This is a genomic window from Rariglobus hedericola (assembly GCF_007559335.1).
GTDB lineage: Bacteria > Verrucomicrobiota > Verrucomicrobiia > Opitutales > Opitutaceae > Rariglobus > Rariglobus hedericola.
Map to the genome: position 1 here is coordinate 1,184,009 of NZ_VMBG01000002.1, position 21,029 is coordinate 1,205,037.

Sequence of the window (21,029 nt, forward strand, 5' to 3'; positions counted from 1 at the left end):
GCGCTCCCCATGACCACGGAACCCGTTTCACTCACTTCTCCCAGCGCCATCACGACGCCTCCCTTGCTTCAGGTCACCAATGTCGAGACCGACATCGGTGGCTCGCGCATCCTTCGCGGGGTGAGCCTGGAGGTGCGCGCCGGCGAACTCGTCGCCCTGATGGGGCGCAATGGTGTCGGCAAGACGACCACGCTGCGTTCCATCACCGGCGTGCGCGGCATCCGCGCCGGCACCATCACACTTGATGGCAAACGCATCGACAAACTCTCCATCGATGCCCGCGCCCGGGCCGGCATCGGTTATGTCCCGCAAGGCCGTGATATTTTCCCGCACCTGACGATTGAGGAAAACCTTCGGGTCGGCCTGGTCGTCCACGGACGCAAGGGCACGGAGGCGAAGGATGCGCTTGAGCGGGTATTCACGCTATTCCCTGTCCTCAAGGAGATGCTGTCCCGCAAGGGCGGCGTGCTTTCCGGCGGACAACAGCAACAGCTTGCCATTGGTCGCGCGCTCCTGACCAAGCCGAAGCTCCTCATTTTGGATGAGCCGACCGAAGGCATCCAGCCGTCGATCATCGACCTGATCGGCGACACGTTAAAAAAGCTCAAGAACGAGGGCGAACTCTCCATTCTCCTCGTCGAGCAATACGTGGATTTTTGCCGTGAGATATCCGACCGCTTTTACGCGATGGATCGCGGTGCGGTGACGATTTCAGGCCCGATTTCCGCACTCACCGACGAAGTCGTTAAAGAGCACTTGCAGGTGTAAGACTTGATCTGCCGGATTGTAGCTCTGGACTCTCTGCTCTTAGCTCTCAGCTCGTCACTATGCACCTGACTCCCCGCGAACGCGAAAAGCTCCTCATCGTTACTGCCTCCGACCTGGCCCGACGTCGTCAGGCCCGCGGGCTGAAGCTCAACTATCCCGAGTCCATCGCCATCATCTCCTACGAGATCATGGAAGGGGCGCGTGACGGAAAAACCGTCGCCGAGCTCATGAGTTTCGGCACCACGCTGCTCACGCGCGACCAAGTCATGGAAGGCGTGCCCGAGATGATCCATGATGTGCAGGTCGAGGCCACGTTCCCCGACGGCACCAAACTCGTCACCGTTCACAATCCCATCCGCTGAGCCATGATCCCCGGTGAAATCATCACGGCGCCCGACGCCCCTGCGCTCGACGCCAACCTCGATCTCGAAACCAAGATCATTCAGGTCGCCAACACCGGCGATCGTCCGATTCAGGTCGGTTCGCATTATCACTTTTACGAGTCCAATGCGGGCCTGCGTTTCGATCGCGAGGCGACTCGTGGCTTTCGCTTGAACATTCCCGCCGGCACCGCCGTGCGCTTTGAGGCTGGCGATACCAAGCAAGTCGAACTCGTTGCGCTCACCGGCCTCCGCGAGGTCTGGGGACTCAACGCCAAGATCAACGGCAAACTCTGATCTACTGCTCACATTCCCCATGCCTCTTAAGCTTACCCGCCGCCAATATGCCGAGATGTTCGGCCCCACCGTCGGTGACCAAGTCCGCCTTGCTGACACCGAGCTCTTCATCCAAGTGGAACGCGACCTCATTGCCGAGGGCGGCGGTTATGGTAACGAAATCAAGTTCGGCGGCGGCAAGGTGCTGCGTGACGGCATGGGACAGTCGCCCACCGCCACCGATGCAGAATCGCTCGATCTGGTGATCACCAACGCGCTGATCCTTGATGCGAAGCTCGGCATCATCAAAGCCGACATCGGTATCAAGCACGGTCTCATCGTGGGTATCGGGCATGCCGGTAATCCCGGTATTCAGCGTGGCATCGGTTCGGTTTATCCCGATCCGAAGACGGGCAAAAAAAATCCGATGATCGTCGGTGCCGGCACCGAGGTATTGGCGGCCGAAGGCAACATCATCACGGCGGGCGGCATCGATACGCACATTCATTTTATCTGCCCTCAACAGATCGACGAAGCGATCAGCTCAGGCGTCACCACCATGATCGGCGGTGGCACCGGCCCCGCTCACGGCACGCTCGCCACGACCTGCACGCCGGGACGTTGGAATCTCCATCGCATGCTCGAAGCCGCCGAGGCTTATCCGATGAATCTCGGCTTCCTCGGCAAGGGGAACTGCGGCACCGCCCAACCGCTCCGCGATCAAGTCCTCGCCGGCGCCATCGGTCTCAAGCTCCACGAAGACTGGGGCACCACGCCTGCTGCCATTGATACGTGCCTCGGTGTTGCCGAGGAGTTTGATGTGCAGGTCGCCATCCATACCGATACGCTCAACGAAGCCGGTTTTGTCGAGGACACGCTGGCCGCCTTCAAGGGCCGTGCGATTCACACTTACCATTCCGAAGGCGCGGGCGGCGGGCACGCTCCCGATATCATTCGCGTATGTGGCGAGGCCAATGTCCTCCCGTCTTCGACCAACCCGACGCGTCCGTTCACGGTTAACACCATTGATGAGCATCTCGACATGCTGATGGTGTGCCATCACCTCGATCCGAAGATTCCCGAGGACGTGTCGTTCGCCGAGTCGCGCATCCGTCCCGAGACGATTGCCGCCGAGGATCGTCTGCACGACATCGGTGCGATCTCGATGATGTCGTCCGATTCACAGGCGATGGGCCGCATCGGTGAAGTCATCTGCCGAACCTGGCAGACGGCGCACAAGATGAAGATGCAGTTCGGCCCGCTCACGCATCCTTCGCATCCGGCCGCGGACAACTATCGCGCGCTGCGTTACGTGGCCAAATACACGATCAACCCGGCGATCACGCACGGCATGGGGCACATCATCGGCTCGGTGGAAGTCGGCAAGCTGGCGGATCTCGTGCTGTTTAAGCCTGCGCTCTTCGGCGTGAAACCCGAGCTGATTCTCAAGGGCGGGTTCATTGCGTGGGCGAACATGGGTGATCCCAATGCGTCGATTCCCACCCCGCAGCCGATGTTCTATCGTCCGATGTTTGGCGCAACCGCGCGTGGGGTTGCTTCGACCAGCCTGACCTTTGTTTCGGAAGCGGGTTTGCGCGACGGTGGGCTGCAGGAGCTCGGCCTCAAACGCCGTCTCGAAGCGGTGAAGAGCTGCCGCAGCGTGCGCAAGACCGACATGGTTCACAACGATGCCATGCCGAAGATCGTGGTCGATCCGGAGACCTATCACGTCACCGCCGACGGCGTGCACCTGACCTGCGAGCCGGCAAAAGTGCTGCCGATGGCCCAACGGTATTTCCTATTTTAATCGGCTTGTTGCAGGAGTGGCTTTACGGCGCGATGTTTCTGAACCGCGGCGTAAAGCCGCTCCTGCACCGCGAACTTCGTCATGATTTTGGTCTCAGCTCCCGTAATGTCTCCGGCGCTCGCGCTCCCCGTGGTGGAGCTGCGTGCCGAGCGGCGCACGTTGATGAAACGCCTGTGGCGAGGTGTGGCGGCGGACGGGACGGAATTCGGTTTCGAACTGGCTTCACCGCTCAAGCATGGAGACACGTTTTTTCAATCAGACACCGTGCGTTACGTGGCCGTGCAGGAATCGGAGCCCGTGCTGGAGATTCTGATGGGCGAACTGCCGGCCTCGGCAACAGCGGGAATCGGCTGGGCGGTGGGGAACTTGCACCTGGAGTTTTCATCCGAGGCGACGCGGTTACTCACGCCGGACGAACCGGCCGCCCGTCAGTTGTTCGCGCGGATTCAAATCGATTATACGCCGACTACCGCGGTATTTCGCCCGGGCCGGTTTAAACGCAGTGTCAGCACACCTCTCGTCGATGAGCTCGGCCCCAGTCACAAGCACTGACGCACGCTGGCTGGTCGGCCTCTTGCAGGCGGGTGATTCCTATTACCCGACGGGTGCTTACGCGCATTCGTTTGGGCTGGAAGGATTGGTTCAGTCCGGCGTGGTGCGCGATCGGACAACGCTGCGGGAGTTTGTCTTTTTATCGGTGCTGCCAAATCTGCGACAGGCCGAGTTGCCGCTCGCCGCACAGGCGTATGCGGCATTTGAGCCGACGGCTCCGGACTGGGCGAAGGTGGGTGAACTCTGTGTGCTGGCCCATGCGTTGAAGAGTGCGAAGGAAGCGCGCACTGCGACCGAGAATATCGGGCGTCAGCGGGCCGAACTCACCTCGACGCTTCATGCGCATCCTTTGGCGCAGGAGTATCTGAAACGTGCGGCCGAGGCCGGATGGCCGTTTTCATCGGCGATTTCAGCCGCTTTGGAGGGACGCGTGTTGGGCGCTCCATTGGAAGCGGTGCTGGTGGGAGTGATGTATTCATCGGTCGCCGGTCTGCTGGCGGCGTCGATGAAGGTGCTGCGTATCGGTCAGAATGCCACGCAGACACTGCTCACCGAGGCGCTGTCGCAGGCGCCCGCTTTGATTGATGCAGCCTCGGTCGTGCCGATGGATGAGATCGGTTGGTTTAACCCGTGGCTCGATATCGCGGCGGCTCGCCATGAGACCGCGGATGGCCGCATGTTTATTTCTTAAAACTATGTCTTCTCGTGCTCCTCGTATCGGCATTGGTGGTCCGGTTGGTTCCGGCAAGACGATGCTCTGTCTCAAGCTCTGCCAGCAGTTGCGCCTGCGTTACTCGATGGCGGTCGTGACCAACGATATCTACTGCTCCGAAGATGCGCAGTTTCTCGTTCAACACAGCGCGCTGCCGGCGGAACGCATCGCGGGTGTAGAGACGGGCGGGTGTCCGCACACGGCGATCCGTGATGACACGACGATGAACGAGCAGGCGTGCCGTGCGCTGGAGACGAAATTTCCCGACCTCGATCTCGTGCTGGTGGAGAGTGGCGGCGACAATCTCACGGCGACGTTTTCGCCGGAGCTGGTCGATCAATTCATCTACGTGATCGACGTGGCCGAGGGAGATAAAATCCCTCGCAAGGGTGGCCCGGCCATCCGGCACAGCGATCTGCTCATTATCAACAAAATCGATCTGGCTCCGCTAGTCGGCGCGGATCTCGGCGTGATGGACCGCGACTCCAAGATTCAGCGTGGGGCGAAGCCGTTTTTGTTTTGTGATCTGAAGCGTGAGCATAATCTCGACGCCGTCATCGCATGGATCGAGCGCGAGGTGTTGTTTGCACGTAAAGCGAAAGCCTGATGGCGCAGTTTCACGGACAACTCTTTCTGCGGGCCGAGGCGCGGGCCGACGGCCAAACGGCGATCGGTGCGCAGGCGTTTCGCGCGCCGTATCATGTGAGCAAACCTTACTGGGATACAGAGACGCGCACGCTGCTGGTGCAGGTCGTGAATCCGACGGCGGGGATTTTGTCGGGCGACCGGTTGGAGTCGTCCGTTGAAGTGGCCCCCGGCGCGGCGATGTTGCTGACGACGCCGAGTGCGAGCCGGGTTTTTAAAATGCGTGAAGGCGAGGCGAACAGCACGCAGCGGTTTGTCGTCGAAAGCGGCGGCTGGCTGGAGGTGTTGCCCGAGCCCGTGGTGCCGCATCGCGGAAGTGTGTTTCACCAACGCACCGAGTTGATCGTCGCCGCGGACGGGGCGGCGTTTTATGCCGACCTGCTTCTGCCCGGGCGCGTCGCGCACGGCGAAGCGTGGGAATGGAAAAAACTCGTGCTCGAACTCGATGTGCGGCGCGACGGCGAGCGGTTGTTGCACGAACGCTTCGAGCAGGATGGGGCGGGATTGCGGGCGCTGGCGGCGTTGGCCGGAGCGGGCGAGGGCGCGTGTTTTGGTAACGCCGTGGTGATCGGTCCGGGACTCGGTGCCGAGACGGCGCCAGCCTGGCGTGATCAGTTGCATGCGCTGCACACCGACGGCGTGTGGCTGGGCGCGAGTCAGCTGCGGCTTGGCGGCGGCTGGAGCATCAAGTTTGTCGCGCCGGACGGCGTGAAGTTGAAGCAGACGTTGAACGCCATCCGGCGAATTTTAACGCCGTTGTGCCCGCACCTTGCGTGCGATGCGCGGAAGCTTTAAGCCACCAGCATCACCGCACCGACGGTCGCGACGCCGGCACCGGCTGCCTTGGCGAACCAGGAAGACTGGCTTGCGCTGAGTTTGCCGAGGGCGAGGCCGACGCTATGGAGGGCAACCGTCGCGATGACGAAACCAAGGCCGTAGGACAGGCCGTTGGAGTTGGCGGGGATTTCAGCGCCGTGGGCGATACCGTGGAAAAGGGCGAAAAGGGCGGTGAGGCCGAGGCCGGCGTAAATCGGCAGGCGTTTCGCCATCGCGATCATGAGGCCGAAGACGAGCAGCGAGGCGGCGATCATTTGTTCAACAGCGGGGAAGGCGACGCCTTGAGTGCCGATGGCTGCTCCGAGCGTCATCACGCCGACGAAAGTCGCGGGAATGAGCCAGCGGCCGCGGCCGCCGATCTGCATCGCCCAGACACCGACGGCGATCATGGCGAGCAAGTGGTCGAGGCCGAAGATGGGGTGTTGGAAACCGCCGGCGAAGTCCCAGGTGAGATCGTGGCCGCCGTCGTGGCCGGGATGGGCGGAAGCAATCGCCGGCAGTGCGGCGAGGACTGCGATCATCTTGAAAACGCGGGCGGCGAGGGGACGTTTCATGTGGGTAAGGATAAGCAAATTACGGGCCACGAAGTCAGGCTTTTTCGCGGGTGTCGGAATCAGCGGGCGAGCAATTGTTTGGTCAGGAATGCGGTCTGCAGTGCGCTAATCTCTTTGATGCCTTTTTGGGCGAGGGCGACGAGGCTGATCAGTTGCTCGTAGGTGTAGGTGGATTCTTCGCCGGAGCCTTGGACTTCGACGAATTTACCCTGGCCGGTCATCACGATGTTGAAATCCACTTCGGCGTCTTTGTCTTCCAAATAGGGGAGATCAAGTAACTCGCGTCCTTCGAGGAGCCCCACGCTGATAGCGGCGACGCTGTCCACGAGCGGGTTTTCGGGAATGCGTTTGGCATCGAGGAGCGTCTGGATGGCGAGGCGGGCAGCGAGGTAGGCGCCGGTGATGGAGGCGGTTCGGGTGCCGCCGTCGGCCTGAAGGACATCGCAATCAATCCAGAGGGTGTTCTCGCCAAGTTTTTTCAGGTCGAGCACGGCGCGCAGGGAGCGACCAATCAGGCGCTGGATCTCAACGGTGCGGCCATCGATTTTGCCGCGGGAAATGTCGCGCTGCTTTCGCTCATGCGTGCTGTAGGGAAGCAATGAATACTCGGCGGTGAGCCAGCCGCCGGGGACGCGCTGTTGTTTCATCCACGAAGGAACCTTGGGTTCGATGGTGGCGGCGCAGATGACGCGGGTGTTTCCGTAGGAGACGAGGACCGAGCCGGTGGCGTGCGGGGCGATGCCGGCTTCAAAGGTGATCGGGCGGAGCTGGTCGGCTTTGCGGCCATCGGCGCGGAGGGCGGGAGACGTCATAAGAAAAAACGGTATCCGCCGGATCACCCGCACCGCGACAGCAAAAATCGGAGACATGTGCGGACGGGGCGCGAGGAGGTTTAGTCCCTAGTTAACTATGATATTGTTTCCTTTTCCCATCTGCGGTCATCTCATCATCCGACCATGCCCAAGGGCCTTATCTTACTCGAATCTCACGCTTATGAATTGATCTACGGCGAGACCTTGCGCGCCAAGATCTCCCGACGCGTTGATCTGGTGCCCGGGTTGCACACGAAAGAGTCGATCCAAGCCAATCCCTCGTTGCTGGCCGATGTAGAGGTGATTTTTACCGGTTGGGGCGCTCCGGAGATGAACGCGGAATTCCTGGCGGCGGCGCCGAAACTGCGCGCGGTTTTCTATGGTGCGGGTTCGATCAAGGCCATGACGCCTGATGCGTTTTGGGAGCGTAATATTGCGGTGACCAGCGCGTATGCGATGAATGCGGTGCCGGTTTCCGAGTTCACGCTCGCCTCGATTCTTCTGTCGCTGAAACGCACGTGGTATTACGCGCTCGAGACGAAGCGACTCGGTGCCTATCCTGAAAAAGTAAAGCCGCCCGGCGCCTACGGAACCAAGGTGGGCTTGATCTCCTTCGGCATGATCGGACGTCTCGTGCGCGAACGGTTGCTACCCTTCAATCTCGATGTGTGGGTTTACGATCCGTTTCTCACGCCGGAGCAGGCCGCCGAGTTCAATGTCACCCTGGTCTCGCTCGATGATATTTTCCGGCACTGCGATGTGGTTTCACTGCACACGCCCTGGCTCAAGCAGACCGAGGGTATGATTCAGGGGAAGCATTTTGAACTGATGAAGTCCGGCGCGACCTTCCTGAACACGGCGCGCGGTGCGATCGTGAACGAACCGGAGATGATCCAGGTGCTCGCTCGTCGTCCGGAAGTGACGGCGCTACTCGACGTGACTTGGCCCGAGCCTCCCGTGCCGGGCTCTCCGCTGTATTCATTGCCCAACGTCGTGCTGACGCCACACATCGCCGGCTCCCAGGAAACCGAATGCCGTCGTATGGGCCAGTTGATGGTGGACGAGTTCGACCGCTGGGCGAAAGGCGAACCGATGCGCTGGGCGATTTCCAAGGATAAAGCGGCCATCCTGGCTTGAGCGAGGATTTGACCCACGGCGCCGCCTGACGTTTAACCCGTTCATGATCGAGAGTCTCACCGTCAACCTGGGCGCACGCAGTTACCCCATCCAATTTGGGGTCAATGCCGCGGCTGCCGTGCGTGCAGAGGTCGATGCGCTGATCACGGCGGGTCGCAAGGTGGTCGTGGTCACCGATCGGAATCTGGCCAATGCGCAGCGGGATACACTGGAAACGATGTTTGGCGGACAACCGATGCTGGTGCTTGAGCCCGGCGAGGAAACCAAGTCGCTGACGGAGCTCGGGCGCGTGCTGGACTTTCTGGCGGAGCATCGCATCGACCGCGGTGGCGCCTTGTTTGCGGCGGGCGGCGGTGTGATCGGCGATCTGGCCGGATTTGCGGCGGCCAGCTATTTGCGGGGCATCGCATTTTATCAGGTGCCCACGACATTGCTCTCAATGGTGGATAGTTCGGTGGGCGGGAAAACCGGTATCAATCTCAAGGCGGGCAAGAACCTCGTGGGTGCGTTTCATCAGCCGAAGGGTGTGTTCATCGGCACGGGTCTGCTCACCACGCTGCCGCCGCGGGAGTTTGCGGCCGGTATGGCCGAGGTCATCAAGACCGGACTGTTGGGTGATGCCGCGCTGTTTGCCCAGCTGGAAGCAAAGACGCTGACGGTGGAAAGTGCGGAGCTCGGTGCGGTCGTGCGGCGCTGCTGTGCGTTGAAGGCCGGCGTCGTCGAAGCCGATGAACATGAGACCGCGAAGGAAGGCGGACGCGCGTTGCTGAATCTCGGCCACACGTTTGGCCACGCGATCGAACAGGTGACGGGCTACGGGCATTACCTGCACGGGGAAGCGGTTGCCATCGGCCTGGCGGCGGCTGCACGGCTGTCACAGAAGCTCGGATACATTGGTGCGGTCGAGGTGGCGCGCATCGAGGCCGTGCTGACGGCGCACGCACTGCCTGTGAAGCTACGCGAGGCTTTGCCGCTCGCACCGCTGATGACGGCGATGGCGCGCGACAAGAAAGTGCGCGCGGGTGCGTTGCGCTTTGTCGTGCTGAAATCTCTCGGCGTGGCGGCGACGCAGGGTGATATCGATCCGAAGTTAGCCGAGGAGAGTTTTCGCGAAGTCGGCGCAACGTAACCTGACGGATCACGAACCATGTCCGCCATCGACGAAGGAATTGTCCGCGAGTATTTTGAACAGAACGGATTTCTCGTGCGTCAGGTGCGCAAGTATCAGGTGCAGGCGCGCAAGAAGACCGGCGACGAAGAGATCGATCTGCTGGTTTATAACCCGTCGTGGCAGCGCGGTGAACGGAAGCCCGATTTCTTTTTGTTCTCCAACGAGCTGCCGCTGGTGCACCGCGCGATGATCGCGGTGAAGGGCTGGCACACGGGCGTGTTCACGCCGAACATGTTGAAGAGCTCGCCGGAGATTTTCCGCTTCCTCGAGGACAACGTCATGAAGGAGGCCACGCGGTTTTTCCCGGCGGCAGAGACGGCCGAGGAGGGCGAAGACCAACTCACGAAAATCTTGGTGCTGCCTAGCCTGCCGACGCAGGAACCATTTCGTTCTCAAAGCATCGCAATGCTCAAGGAGCGCGGCGTGGACGCGATCATCTCGTTTCGCTCCATGCTGCTCGACCTGATCGAGAAGACCGAAATCAACCGCAACTACGGCAAGAGCGATACGTTGCAGGTGATCCGTATTCTTAAGAATTACGATCTGCTCAAAGATGCGCAGATGGACCTGCTGTCCGAGCGCGGATCGAGCTTTGTGCGTAAATCCAAAGGATGATAAGAGATCATGATTCGCATCACGTTATTCATTGTCGCTTGTTTTGCTTTTTGCGGGAGCCTGCGTGCGGATACAGATGATGACACGATCCAGTTTCTTTTGAAAAAAAGCATGGTGGTAGTTGATGGAACTATCGAAGCATCTCCGATGGGTGTTTTTAATGAGGATGGGGTGATCGACTATGTGATCAAATTGACAGATGCAAAGTCACTCGTGGGCGGCACTGTTCCGCTGCGGATATCGATTTCGGCCAGTCGGTTTTATGAATCCGAAAAAGACGAACTTCCCCTTTTGAAAAAGGGACAGAGGGGCATCTTTTTTTTAGTTTTAAAGCCAAATAACACGCCTGTTTATCGCGCGTCGGACTTGTGGATCTCGATCCAACCTTACTCTGTGCCATTGGAGCGACGTATCCTGGCGCTGACGAAGTAAACCAAGCGTTCATTTTTTATAAAATGCCCACGATTATTCATCCCTCGGCGATTGTTGAAGATGGCGCGCAGCTTGGCGTTGATTGCGAGATTCTCGCCCGGGCGATTGTCACGCGGCATGCCGTGCTCGCGGATCGGGTGGTAGTTCATCCCGGCGCGGTGGTCGGCGGCGATCCGCAATACATCAAGTTCGACCGGGCTACGCCCAGCTTTGTGCGGGTGGGCGAGGGAACGGTGATTCGCGAAAACGTGACGCTCAACCGCGCAATTCATGCGGGTAACTCCACGGTGATCGGGGCGCGTTGTTTTCTGATGGCGAACAGCCACCTCGGCCACGATTGCGCGCTGGGCGACGACGTGGTGTTGGCCAACAACGTTATGCTGGCCGGGCATGTGGACGTGGGTAGTTTCACGTTCATCGGTGGTGGCGCGGGCATTCATCAGTTTTGCCGCATCGGCGAAAGCGCGATGATCAGCGGGCTCTCGCGCATCTCGCGCGATCTGGCACCGTTTACGATCACGGCGGAGCGAGATGAAGTGTCGGGATTGAATCTGGTCGGGTTGAAGCGCCGCGGGTTTTCACGCGAAGCGATTGGTGAATTGAAAACTGCGTTTCGTGCCGTGTATTTTGGCCTTGGGAATATTCGTGAACTGGCGGCCACGGCGCTGGCCAATGGAAATTACACGACCACGGAAGCGCGGCGCTTTTTGGAGTTTTTCGCGGGTGGCAAGCGCGGCTTTGCGCGGTCGGCACGCACCACCACGGAGGCGTCAGATGCCTAAACTGGCATTTACGTGCGGCGATCCGGCGGGCGTGGGTCCGGAGATCATTGAGGCGTGGCTGAGTGCACATGCCGCCGAACTGATCGCGGTGGCAGTGATCGGTCCGGCGCGGTGGCTGGCGACATTGCCCGAGGGTGTGGATCGAGTCGCGGTGGGACCGGCCGATTATGCGGCCACGCCTGGCACACCGGATGAGACCGGTGCGCGAATCGCGTTGGCGGCAATGGAGACGGCCGCGGCCGGGTGTCGAGACGGACGGTTCGCCGGTGTGGTCACCGGGCCGGTGAGCAAGGCGCGTCTGGCGGATGTGGGGTATCCGTTTCCCGGGCAGACGGAGTTTTTTGCAGATCGTTGGGGGGGGGCGCCGGCCATGGCGTTTTGCGGCGGGAAACTGCGCGTGGTGCTACTGACCTGGCACGTGCCGTTGCTCGAAGTGGGCGAACATCTCACGCCGGAAAACTTTGAGCGCACGGTCGCGGCGGCGGATGCGCTGGCGAAATCCGAAGGCATCGCGCAACCACGCATCGCGGTGTGCGGGCTGAATCCGCACGCAGGCGAAGGCGGTCTGCTGGGGGACGAGGAACTCACGACGATTGATCCTATTCTCGACGGGCTTCGCGGGGAGTTTCCGGGACTGTCGCGCACGTTGTCGGGCGACACGGCGTTCGCGCGGCAATTGCGCGGTGAGTTCGATGTGGTGATTGCGCTGTATCATGACCAAGGACTCGCGCCGCTGAAGGTGATCGATTTTGACGAGGCGGTGAATGTGACGCTGGGGCTGCCGTGGGTGCGCACGAGTCCGGATCACGGGACGGCGTTTGGCATCGCGGGCAAAGGTGTGGCGAGCGCAACGAGTTTCACCAACGCGGTGACAGTGGCGAGGCGGTTGATGGCGGTGCGCGCGACGAATTAAGCAGGCGGTCGGCTTGACGCGGACGGTTTAGCGGGGACGGTTCGCTCGCATAGCGAATTTTCCACTTCAACCAACCATCATGGACTACAGACAACTGGGCGGATCAGGACTCAAGGTGCCGGTGCTGACACTCGGCACGGGCACGTTTGGCGGTAACAACGAATTGTTTCGCGCCTTCGGCACGAGCGATGTGGCCGAGGCCACACGGATCGTGGACGTCGCGCTGGAGGCCGGGCTGACGATGTTCGACAGCGCGGATATTTATTCGAACGGAAACTCCGAGAGCATCCTTGGCGAGGCGATCAAGGGACGTCGCGACCAGGTGCTCATCTCGACCAAGGCGACGTTTCGTTTTGGCGAGGGGCCGAATGACGTGGGCTCGTCTCGGCATCATTTGTTGCGCGCGGTCGAGGGGAGTTTGAAGCGATTGGGGACGGACTACATCGACTTGTTTGAGCTGCACGGTTTCGATGCGTTGACGCCGGTCGAGGAGACGTTGCGGACGCTTGATGATTTGGTGCGCGCGGGGAAAATCCGCTACATCGGCGCGTCGAATTTCTCGGGCTGGCACTTGATGAAGTCACTCGCGCATTCGGACAAACACGGGCTTTCTCGGTATGTGGCGCATCAGGCGTATTACTCGCTCGTTGGTCGCAGCTATGAGTGGGAATTGATGCCGCTGGCGCTCGACCAAAAAGTCGGCGCGATGGTGTGGAGTCCGCTCGGTTGGGCGCGGCTCACGGGCAAGTTCCGGCGTGGTCAGCCGCTGCCCAAGGACACGCGGTTGCAGTCACAACTGGCGATCGACGTGGGCCCGCCGGTGGAGGAAGAATATCTCTACAAAGTCGTCGATGTGATCGACGAGGTGGCTGCTGAGACGGGCAAGACAGTGCCGCAGATCGCGATCAACTGGTTGCTGCAGCGTCCGTCGGTTTCGAGCGTGATCATCGGCGCGCGCACGGAGGAGCAGTTGCGTCAGAATCTCGGCGCGATCGGCTGGAATCTCACCAAGGAGCAAGTCGCGAAGCTGGATGCGGCGAGTGCGACGACGAAGGCATATCCGTATTTTCACCAAGCGGGATTTGGTGAGCGGAATCCGTCGCCGGTTTGAGCGCGAAGCAAGAAACGGAAACCCAAAATCATGGCGCGCTTGAAAGACATTCCCCGTTCGGTGCTCGACCTCTCGCCGGTAGTGGCGGGCGGGACGGTGGGTGGGGCATTGCGCGAGAGCGTGCGGTTGGCGCAGCATGCGGAGGCGCTCGGCTATCATCGTTACTGGGTGGCGGAGCATCACAACATGGTCGGCATCGCGAGTGCGGCTACTTCGGTGGTGATCGGTCAACTCGCGGCGGCGACGGAGCGGATTCGCGTTGGGTCGGGTGGGATCATGCTGCCGAATCACGCGCCGCTGGTGATCGCCGAACAGTTCGGAACGCTGGAGGCGTTGTTTCCGGGTCGCATCGATCTGGGATTGGGCCGGGCGCCGGGGAGCGATCAGGCGACGGCGCGGGCGTTGCGACGGACGCTCGGGACGAACGGTGATGATTTCCCCGAGTTGCTGAATGAGTTACGCGGATACTTTCAACCGGCGCGGCCCGGACAACCGGTGCGCGCGGTTCCAGGGGCGGGATTGGACGTGCCGATCTGGCTGCTGAGCTCGAGTGGGTTTAGCGCCCAACTGGCGGGAGTCCTCGGGTTGCCGTTTGCGTTTGCGGGGCAGTTTTCGCCGCACGCTATGGTGGCGTCGTGCGAGTTGTATCGGAATTCGTTTCAACCGTCCGGCGCGCTGCTCGAGCCGTATGCGATGGTGGGCATCAATGTGATCGCCGCGGACACCGACGAGGAGGCGCGGCGGCTGGCGACGTCGCATCAGCAGGCGTTTCTCAATTTGATCAGGGGGCGTCCGGGACAGTTGCCGGCGCCGGTCGAGAGCATGGACGGGCATTGGTCGCCGGAGGAAGCGGCGGCGGTCGCGGGGAACCTGAGCGCATCTATTACAGGCGGGCCGGAGACGGTGCGACGGGGGTTGGAGGCGTTGCAGGCGAAGACGGGGGCGGATGAGATTATCATCAACGCTATGATTTTTGATCCGGTTGCGCGGATACGATCCTATGAGATCGTGGCGGATGTGTGGGGCGCGTGAAGCTGACCCGCCGTGACGCTTGATAAACGCGCGGCACGGCCAATACTGCTGATATGTCCGTTGCCGAATCCACCGCTGTCGCTCCCTTGCCTGTCGTCACCCTTCCGCCCGAAGGCGTGCGCGAAGGTAACGAGAATCTGGTGAAACTGACCGAGGCGGCGGGTGTGAAAACGAGGGCGTTGATCGTGCGCGAACAGCAGGGCGATTTTCTGCGGGTGGCGATCTCGGGCGGCGGTTGCAACGGCCTGAGCTACAAGCTGCGTTTCGCCAAGGAGCCTAAAAAAGGCGACATTCTGGTGCGCACGGGCGGCGTGGCGGTGATCGTGGATCCAAAGACGGCGCTTTATCTGAAGGGGACGGTCTTGGATTTCTCCAACAAGCTCATTGCCGGAGGGTTTAAGTTTTCGAACCCCAACGCCAAGGCGAGCTGCTCCTGTGGCGAGAGTTTCAGCGTATAACCGGGGTCGCAGGGCGGACTTTCCGCGGATTGGCTACTTCTTGGTTGTCTTCGCCGGTGGTCTTGGCGAAATTTTGCACGTCCCAAACTCCGAACCTCCTTATTGATGGCCAACTCGTTTCCTTCGTCGGGCGGCAACCGCCCCGGTTATTTCCAGCGTCGTAACAACGACCCTTTTGCTCACATCCGTCGCAACGCACGGATCAAGGAACCTGAAATCCGCGTCATCAGCCCTGAGGGCCAGCAGCTCGGCATCATGCAGACCGAGCGCGCATTGGCGCTCGCGCAGCAGTTCAATCTCGACCTCGTCGAGATGGCGGCGACCGCGAAGCCGCCCGTTTGCCGCATCATGGATTTCGGCAAATACATTTACGAAGAGCAGAAGAAGGCGAGTCACGCCAAGACGACCGCCACGAAGCTCAAGGAAATCGAGTTCACGCCGCGTATCGCCGGCGGCGATTTCCTCACCAAGATCCGTCACGCCGAGGAATTCCTCGATCACGGCAACAAGGTGAAGCTCCGCCTGAAGTTCCGCGGCCGCGAAATGGCGCACACCGAAATCGGTTTTGCGCTGATGCAAAAGGCGTTGGCCGAGCTCGAAGGTATGGGTCATCCGGACAACCAGGCCAAGCTCATGGGCAAGCAGATCAACGTCATGTTGACCCCGCTCCCCGCCAACAAGCGCAAGCGCAAATACACCCTCGATAAGGGTGAAGAGGCGATCGACGACACCGGTTCCGATCACGGCCACGAAGACGCTGCTGACGACGAGGCATCCCCCAAGGCCTGAATGGCCTTTGCGGTTCATGGTCAGGTTGCCTTATAGTTTCCTCATGAGCGCGGTTTTTACCGCGCTCATTTTCTTTTCGGGAGTTTCGTCCGAGGCGGCGCCGCCAACGCGCAATCCCGCCGGATCCAGCTCGACCTACATCAAGGTGGCGGGCGTCAATTATGTGGATGCCCGCGTGTTTTTTGCCCGCAACGGTTTCAAGGGGGCCTGGATCGAGCGCGGCAAAAGCCTGCGCTTCCAATCAGCCACCAGCCAGATCGACATCGAAGCCGACAAACGCGATGCGGTGATCAACGGCCTGCGTGTCTTGATGGGCGAGCCGGCGGTGTTTCGCGGCAGCACGCTTTATGTGAGCCGTATCGATGCGGATAAATTATTCCTGCCGATTCTGCGTCCCTCTTCGGTGACGACTCCGCCTGCTCCGGCATTGCGCGTCATCGTGATCGATGCGGGTCATGGCGGACAGGATACCGGCACGCAGAACAAGCCCTTCAAGCTGGATGAAAAAGTCTTCGCGCTCGATGTGGCGATGCGCCTGCGCACGTTGCTGGTGAAGCAGGGCTACAAGATTGTCATGACGCGCACCGATGATCGCTTCGTTCCACTGCCGCAGCGCGCGGAAATCGCGAACAAGGCCGGCGCGGATTTATTCATCAGTATTCATTTTAACGCGGTGGGCGGATCTCCCACGGTCCGCGGTTCGGAGACCTACGTGATGACTCCGCAATACCAGCGCTCCACCGGCAGTCCGCGCCGTGATCCCAGTGACAACGTTGCGAATCCGGGCAATCGCAACGACCCGTGGAATACACTGCTGGGTTATCATATGCATGACCAGGTGGTCGGCAAACTCGGCAGTCTGGACCGTGGTTTTAAACGCGCCCGTTTCGCCGTGCTACGGTTGGTGAACAGCCCCGGTGTGCTGATTGAGGCGGGCTATCTTTCCAATAACGACGAAGCGAAACGCATCTCGACTTCGGCGTATCGGCAGTCGCTGGCCGAGGCACTCGCCCAAGGCGTGCGCGCCTACGCCGTGGCGATCACGCCGGTGAAGACGAAGTGAGCGGGAAGGGGGCGGGTCCTTTGGTTTTCGACGCCCTGCTTGATCGCGATTCGTTAGCAGTCGGACCGGTTTATCGGGAATAAGCCTGACGGTATTCAGATGCGGAACGTCCAAAGAATTTTCGAAAGGCGCGGCAAAAATTCTCCGCGTTAGGGTAGCCGACTTCCGTGGCGACCACTTTGATCGACAGGTTGCCGGTGGCCAGCGTGTGTCCGGCGATGCGCAGGCGTTTCTGAATCAGGTATTGGTGCGGACTCTCGCCCAAGTGCGCGCGAAACAACATGTGCAGATGGGACACGCTCACGTCGGCCGCCTTCGCCACGTCTTCCAATGACAGGGGCTTCGCGTAGTTTCGGTTGATGAAATCGGTCGCGAGACTCAATTGCGTGGGGACGGCCTGGGTTCGCGCGAGCGAGCGAGAGCGCTCCAACTCGAATTCGAAACGCGATAGAATCAGGTTTCCGATCACGTCCCGATCCAACGCGGCGTAGTGGAACGCGTGCAGCATCTCCTCCATGAAGGTGTGCATCGATTTGCGGTCCTTCCACTGAAACACCCGCGGCCAATCCGAAGGGAAGCCGTCCTGTGCACACTCGAACCAGACGACATAGCAGTTGTAGTAGCTGCCCGGCGGAGAATCTGAAACCGATATCTGCCCGCCCTGATGGCAAAACACCGCGCTTTCGCCGTGCAACACCGGCGTTTCTTCCAGGCCATAGACCGAGCCTTCCTGGATGATTTCGAACAATACCTCGTTTTGTTCCGATGAGGTCGGCTTTCGCGATCCGCCCAGCGGACTCGCGTAGGTGCCAAGCCGGGTCAGGCGGGGCGGTAGGTTTAGCCAGTGATTCATAGTTTTAGTCAATTCGCATCTGGAATATCTTCTGGTAAGGTAGAAACGGTCAACCCCTCACGTAGCTTTTGACAAGCTAGCCCCTCACCATAACTCCCATGACACCGCAAATCACCGTTCAGTTATACAGCGTTCGCGATCTCGCGAAGCAGGACTATGCCGGCACCATCCGCACCATCGCCGAAACCGGTTTCGGCTGCGTCGAGCCCGCCGGTTATCCCGGATATTCCGCCAAGGAAGCCGCCAAGCTTTTCCAGGAACTCGGTCTGAAGGCGCCCACCGCACACATCGGTCTGCCCATCGGCGACAACAAGAACGCCATCATCGAGGAAGCTCTCCTCATGGGGCACAAGTATCTCATCACCGGCTGCCCGCCGAAGTTCCGCGAGCACTACACCTCGCTCGACGGTGTGAAGGCCATGTGCGAGCTCTACTGCGAAGCCGCCGCCAATCTTGCCCCGCACGGCATCCAGGTCGGCTACCATAATCACGACTGGGATCTCATCGAGGTTGAAGGCCGTCGTGCCCACCAGATCTTCCTTGAGAACACGCCCGACACGGTTGTTTACGAAGCCGATATTTTCTGGGTTTCCCGCGCTGGTCTCGACCCGGCTGCGTTCATCCAGGAAATCGGCGCGCGCGGCAAGGTCCTCCATTTCAAGGACGGCATCGTCTCCAATCAGGCGACCTTCAAGGAAGCCACCACCGAGAGCGGCAAGATCATGGTGAGCGACTCCATTCCTTTCCGCGCCGCCGGCACGGGCCAGGTTGACCTCGTCGCCGCTTCGAAGGCCGTCCGTCACGCAGACTACATTGCCGTCGAACTCGACAGCTTCGAAGGTGACATGATGCAGGCGATCAAAGACAGTTACGCCTACCTCACATCCAACAAAATCGCTCAGGGCAAAAAATAAACGGACCCCGTCATGGCTAAACAAATCGGTATCGGAATCATCGGCTGCGGCAACATTTCGCAGGCCTACTTCAACGGAGCTAAACTTTTCGAAGTGCTCAAGGTCGTGTCCTGCGCGGACCTCAAGACCGAGCTCGCCGAGGCCAAGGCCTTGGAAAACGGCTGCAAGGCCCAGACCGTGGACGAACTCCTCGCGAATCCTGACGTGCAGCTGGTCATCAATCTGACCATCCCCGCCGTTCACGCGAAGATCAGCCTCGCCGCGCTCAACGCCGGCAAGCACGTCCACAGCGAAAAGCCCCTCTCGGTCAGCCTTAAGGACGGCCAGAAAATCATGGAGACCGCCAAGGCCAAGGGCCTGCTGGTCGGTTGTGCTCCCGACACGTTCATGGGTGGCGGCTTCCAGACCTGCCGTAAACTCGTCGACGACGGCTGGCTCGGCAAAGTCGTGGGCGGCACCGCGTTCATGATGAGCCGCGGCCCTGAGAGCTGGCACCCGAATCCTGCTTTCTTCTACGAGACCGGCGCCGGCCCCATGTTCGACATGGGCCCGTATTACATCACCGCGCTCGTGCACTTGCTCGGCCCCGTGAAGCGCGTGAGCGCGATCACGACCAAGGCGTTTGATCAACGCATCGCCACCTGCAAAGAGCAGTTCGGCAAGTTGCTCCCCGTCGAGATTCCCACGCATTACTCGGGCTCGCTGGAGTTCCACTCCGGCGCGGTCATCACGGCGACCATCTCGTTCGACGTGTATGCCCACGGCCACAGCCCGATCGAGCTCTACGGCACCGAAGGTTCACTCAAGGCTCCGGACCCGAACACCTTTGGCGGCCCGATCCAGATGTGGACGTCCTCGACCAAGGAATGGCAGACGCAGGCCTTCAGCCACCGTTACCTGATGAACTCGCGCAGCATCGGCGCCGCCGATCTCGCATATGCGATTCTGAGCAACGGCAAGCGCAAGCACCGCGCGAGCGGCGCGCTGGCTCTCCACGCGTTGGAAGTCATGCACTCCTTCGAGCAGTCGTCGAAAACCGGCAAGAGCATCGTGATTCAGTCCCGCCCCGAGCAGCCCCAGGCGCTGCCGCTCGGCCTGATCGAAGGTCGCCTCTAAGACGCAGCTCCATCCCGACCCAGTCGGTGAAAATCAAAGCGGCCAATCCTGCGAAAGATTGGCCGCTTTTTTGCGTCTATCTGGGAAACCGTCTGGGCTGATAATTTGCCAGGGTCGGTCGCGTGCTCGCCGGTGGCCTGTGGTGCTGCGTTTCTCCGTGAGGCCTGACCATCAAATGAAGCGACGGTCTTCTTTGACTGCGATCAAAGCCGGCTATCAACTGGGGATTGCATGAATGTAACGATGGAAGACATCGCCAAGGATTGTGGGATTTCCATGATGACGGTTTCCCGCGTGATCAGCGGGAAGGGGCTTGTGAGCGCGGCCACCCGGGAAAAAGTGTTGGAAGCCGTCAAACGGCTCGATTTTCAAATCAACACCGTCGCGAGTAATCTGGCGCGCAGTCGCTCGGGATTTATCGGGATCGCGCTGCCGTTTCACGGCCTGATCGGCTCGGACTATTTCGGTGAAATCGTGCGCGGCGTGCAATCGGTGCTCATGGACACCGAGTGGGATATTTCGCTGTTCGACATCCGCGCCCGCACGTTCGAGGACGGCGCCAAATTGCAGCAGTTGCACCGGACGCGAAAGGTCGACGGCCTCCTGGTGATCGCGCCCAACGCTCACGAGGCGTTTCTCGAAACATTCAGTTCGATGCGCCTGCCGCTCGTGGTGGTGGGCAAGCGGGTTGATCATCGCGGCGTGTGTTGCGTATCGTGCGACGACTACCAAGGCATCGAATCGATGTGTGAACATCTCCACGGGCTGGGCCATCGCCGTATTGCTTTTGTCGGCGGGCCGGCCGGTTTTTCGGTGGCTCATGCGCGCGAACAAGCGTTCCTGGACTTCTGCGCAAGGAAGCGGTTATCGAAGAAAAGCCGACCCTTGTGGAGAGGGGATTATTCGTTCAAGTCGGGCTGCGATGCGGGGCTGGCTTTGTTGCAGACGGAAGAGCGGCCAACTGCGATCATCGCGGCCAACGATGCGATGGCACACGGGTTGATTGAGGCGACGCGGGAGTTGCGCCTGACTGTTCCGCGCGACGTTTCCATCGGCGGTTTCGATGATCTGCCCAGTTCGGAGAATATACATCCTGCGCTCACCACGGTGCATCAGCCGGTTTTCGAAATGGCGGCCCACGGAGCGCGCCTCTTGGTCGAGGCTCTGAACAAACAAGTCCGCCCCGAGGGGCGATCGTTGCTTAAGGTGCGATTGATTGTGCGCCAATCCACCGGTTCGATAGCTTAAGAAAACGGTATCGGGATTGACGCCTAGGTATGTTGTGTTAGCGCTAACATTA

25 protein-coding genes are annotated in these 21,029 nt (G+C 60.3%); 22 read left to right on the forward strand and 3 right to left on the reverse strand.

The genetic code is table 11. From position 1 onward, the window contains the following. The first annotated feature begins 9 nt into the window (after positions 1-9). The 8 genes from urtE to FPL22_RS15340 all read left to right on the forward strand — a co-directional run bounded on the left by urtE (position 10) and on the right by FPL22_RS15340 (position 5,935). Positions 10-768 (forward strand): urea ABC transporter ATP-binding subunit UrtE, encoded by a 759-nt coding sequence (gene urtE / locus FPL22_RS15305; RefSeq protein WP_144353858.1) that lies wholly within the window; start codon positions 10-12, stop codon positions 766-768. Positions 769-827: 59 nt separating this feature from the next. Further along, on the forward strand, positions 828-1,130 hold the full coding sequence (locus FPL22_RS15310; RefSeq protein ID WP_144353859.1) for an urease subunit gamma: 303 nt from the start codon (positions 828-830) through the stop codon (positions 1,128-1,130). 3 nt (positions 1,131-1,133) lie between these two features. Then, entirely contained in the window at positions 1,134-1,445 is a 312-nt protein-coding gene (locus FPL22_RS15315) for an urease subunit beta (protein ID WP_144353860.1), read from the forward strand. A gap of 19 nt (positions 1,446-1,464) precedes the next feature. Further along, positions 1,465-3,231, forward strand: coding sequence for an urease subunit alpha (ureC, locus tag FPL22_RS15320; RefSeq protein ID WP_144353862.1), 1,767 nt, complete (start codon positions 1,465-1,467; stop codon positions 3,229-3,231). 81 nt (positions 3,232-3,312) lie between these two features. Beyond that, the gene (locus tag FPL22_RS15325; RefSeq protein ID WP_144353863.1) at positions 3,313-3,783 is read left to right on the forward strand and encodes an urease accessory protein UreE; all 471 of its coding nucleotides are present in this window, start codon (positions 3,313-3,315) and stop codon (positions 3,781-3,783) included. Continuing rightward, positions 3,755-4,474, forward strand: coding sequence for an urease accessory protein UreF (locus tag FPL22_RS15330; protein WP_144353864.1), 720 nt, complete (start codon positions 3,755-3,757; stop codon positions 4,472-4,474). Before FPL22_RS15325 ends, FPL22_RS15330 begins: the two co-directional genes overlap by 29 nt. 4 nt (positions 4,475-4,478) lie before the next feature. Beyond that, on the forward strand, positions 4,479-5,102 hold the full coding sequence (gene ureG / locus FPL22_RS15335) for an urease accessory protein UreG (RefSeq protein ID WP_203235167.1): 624 nt from the start codon (positions 4,479-4,481) through the stop codon (positions 5,100-5,102). Then, entirely contained in the window at positions 5,102-5,935 is an 834-nt protein-coding gene (locus FPL22_RS15340) for an urease accessory protein UreD (protein WP_144353867.1), read from the forward strand. The genes ureG and FPL22_RS15340 overlap by 1 nt, the downstream gene beginning before the upstream one ends. Here FPL22_RS15340 and FPL22_RS15345 read toward each other — a convergent pair. Continuing rightward, positions 5,932-6,531 (reverse strand): HupE/UreJ family protein, encoded by a 600-nt coding sequence (locus tag FPL22_RS15345; RefSeq protein WP_144353868.1) that lies wholly within the window; start codon positions 6,529-6,531, stop codon positions 5,932-5,934. The genes FPL22_RS15340 and FPL22_RS15345 overlap by 4 nt on opposite strands. Before the next feature lie 59 nt (positions 6,532-6,590). Continuing rightward, complete coding sequence (gene rph, locus FPL22_RS15350; protein ID WP_144353870.1) at positions 6,591-7,343, reverse strand: ribonuclease PH; 753 nt, start codon at positions 7,341-7,343, stop codon at positions 6,591-6,593. Positions 7,344-7,487: 144 nt separating this feature from the next. On the opposite strand from rph, the gene FPL22_RS15355 reads away from it, so the two are divergent. The 11 genes from FPL22_RS15355 (at position 7,488) to FPL22_RS15405 (ending at position 16,846) form a co-directional block, all read left to right on the forward strand. Then, complete coding sequence (locus FPL22_RS15355) at positions 7,488-8,480, forward strand: hydroxyacid dehydrogenase (protein WP_144353871.1); 993 nt, start codon at positions 7,488-7,490, stop codon at positions 8,478-8,480. 43 nt (positions 8,481-8,523) lie between these two features. Then, positions 8,524-9,609, forward strand: coding sequence for a 3-dehydroquinate synthase (gene aroB / locus FPL22_RS15360; RefSeq protein ID WP_144353872.1), 1,086 nt, complete (start codon positions 8,524-8,526; stop codon positions 9,607-9,609). An 18-nt stretch (positions 9,610-9,627) separates the two neighbouring features. Next, complete coding sequence (locus FPL22_RS15365; RefSeq protein WP_144353874.1) at positions 9,628-10,266, forward strand: hypothetical protein; 639 nt, start codon at positions 9,628-9,630, stop codon at positions 10,264-10,266. Between the two features lie 9 nt (positions 10,267-10,275). Further along, on the forward strand, positions 10,276-10,698 hold the full coding sequence (locus FPL22_RS15370) for a hypothetical protein (protein WP_144353876.1): 423 nt from the start codon (positions 10,276-10,278) through the stop codon (positions 10,696-10,698). A gap of 23 nt (positions 10,699-10,721) precedes the next feature. Further along, the gene (gene lpxA / locus FPL22_RS15375) at positions 10,722-11,480 is read left to right on the forward strand and encodes an acyl-ACP--UDP-N-acetylglucosamine O-acyltransferase (RefSeq protein ID WP_238991435.1); all 759 of its coding nucleotides are present in this window, start codon (positions 10,722-10,724) and stop codon (positions 11,478-11,480) included. After that, positions 11,473-12,393 carry a 4-hydroxythreonine-4-phosphate dehydrogenase PdxA gene (gene pdxA / locus FPL22_RS15380; protein WP_144353877.1) on the forward strand — a complete coding sequence of 307 codons (921 nt, stop codon included), beginning with the start codon at positions 11,473-11,475 and terminating at the stop codon, positions 12,391-12,393. The genes lpxA and pdxA overlap by 8 nt, the downstream gene beginning before the upstream one ends. A gap of 79 nt (positions 12,394-12,472) precedes the next feature. Then, positions 12,473-13,504, forward strand: a complete 1,032-nt coding sequence (locus tag FPL22_RS15385; RefSeq protein ID WP_144353879.1) for an aldo/keto reductase — start codon at positions 12,473-12,475, stop codon at positions 13,502-13,504. A 30-nt stretch (positions 13,505-13,534) separates the two neighbouring features. Beyond that, a complete protein-coding gene (locus FPL22_RS15390) occupies positions 13,535-14,536 on the forward strand; it encodes an LLM class flavin-dependent oxidoreductase (protein ID WP_144353880.1) in 1,002 nt (333 codons plus the stop codon). A gap of 53 nt (positions 14,537-14,589) precedes the next feature. Next, a complete protein-coding gene (locus tag FPL22_RS15395; RefSeq protein ID WP_144353882.1) occupies positions 14,590-14,994 on the forward strand; it encodes a HesB/IscA family protein in 405 nt (134 codons plus the stop codon). Between the two features lie 105 nt (positions 14,995-15,099). Then, positions 15,100-15,783: a translation initiation factor IF-3 gene (gene infC / locus FPL22_RS15400; protein WP_144353883.1), complete on the forward strand. Its 684-nt coding sequence runs from the start codon at positions 15,100-15,102 to the stop codon at positions 15,781-15,783. A gap of 43 nt (positions 15,784-15,826) precedes the next feature. Continuing rightward, complete coding sequence (locus tag FPL22_RS15405) at positions 15,827-16,846, forward strand: N-acetylmuramoyl-L-alanine amidase family protein (RefSeq protein ID WP_162525331.1); 1,020 nt, start codon at positions 15,827-15,829, stop codon at positions 16,844-16,846. A gap of 70 nt (positions 16,847-16,916) precedes the next feature. Here FPL22_RS15405 and FPL22_RS15410 read toward each other — a convergent pair whose 3' ends face one another. After that, on the reverse strand, positions 16,917-17,699 hold the full coding sequence (locus FPL22_RS15410) for a helix-turn-helix domain-containing protein (protein ID WP_144353885.1): 783 nt from the start codon (positions 17,697-17,699) through the stop codon (positions 16,917-16,919). 98 nt (positions 17,700-17,797) lie between these two features. On the opposite strand from FPL22_RS15410, the gene FPL22_RS15415 reads away from it, so the two are divergent. From FPL22_RS15415 to FPL22_RS15425, 3 genes are all read left to right on the forward strand, one after another. Continuing rightward, positions 17,798-18,613 (forward strand): sugar phosphate isomerase/epimerase family protein, encoded by an 816-nt coding sequence (locus FPL22_RS15415; protein WP_144353887.1) that lies wholly within the window; start codon positions 17,798-17,800, stop codon positions 18,611-18,613. Between the two features lie 12 nt (positions 18,614-18,625). Then, the gene (locus FPL22_RS15420; RefSeq protein ID WP_144353888.1) at positions 18,626-19,729 is read left to right on the forward strand and encodes a Gfo/Idh/MocA family protein; all 1,104 of its coding nucleotides are present in this window, start codon (positions 18,626-18,628) and stop codon (positions 19,727-19,729) included. Positions 19,730-19,972: 243 nt separating this feature from the next. Then, a complete protein-coding gene (locus tag FPL22_RS15425) occupies positions 19,973-20,977 on the forward strand; it encodes a LacI family DNA-binding transcriptional regulator (protein ID WP_162525332.1) in 1,005 nt (334 codons plus the stop codon). Positions 20,978-21,029 lie beyond the last annotated feature (52 nt).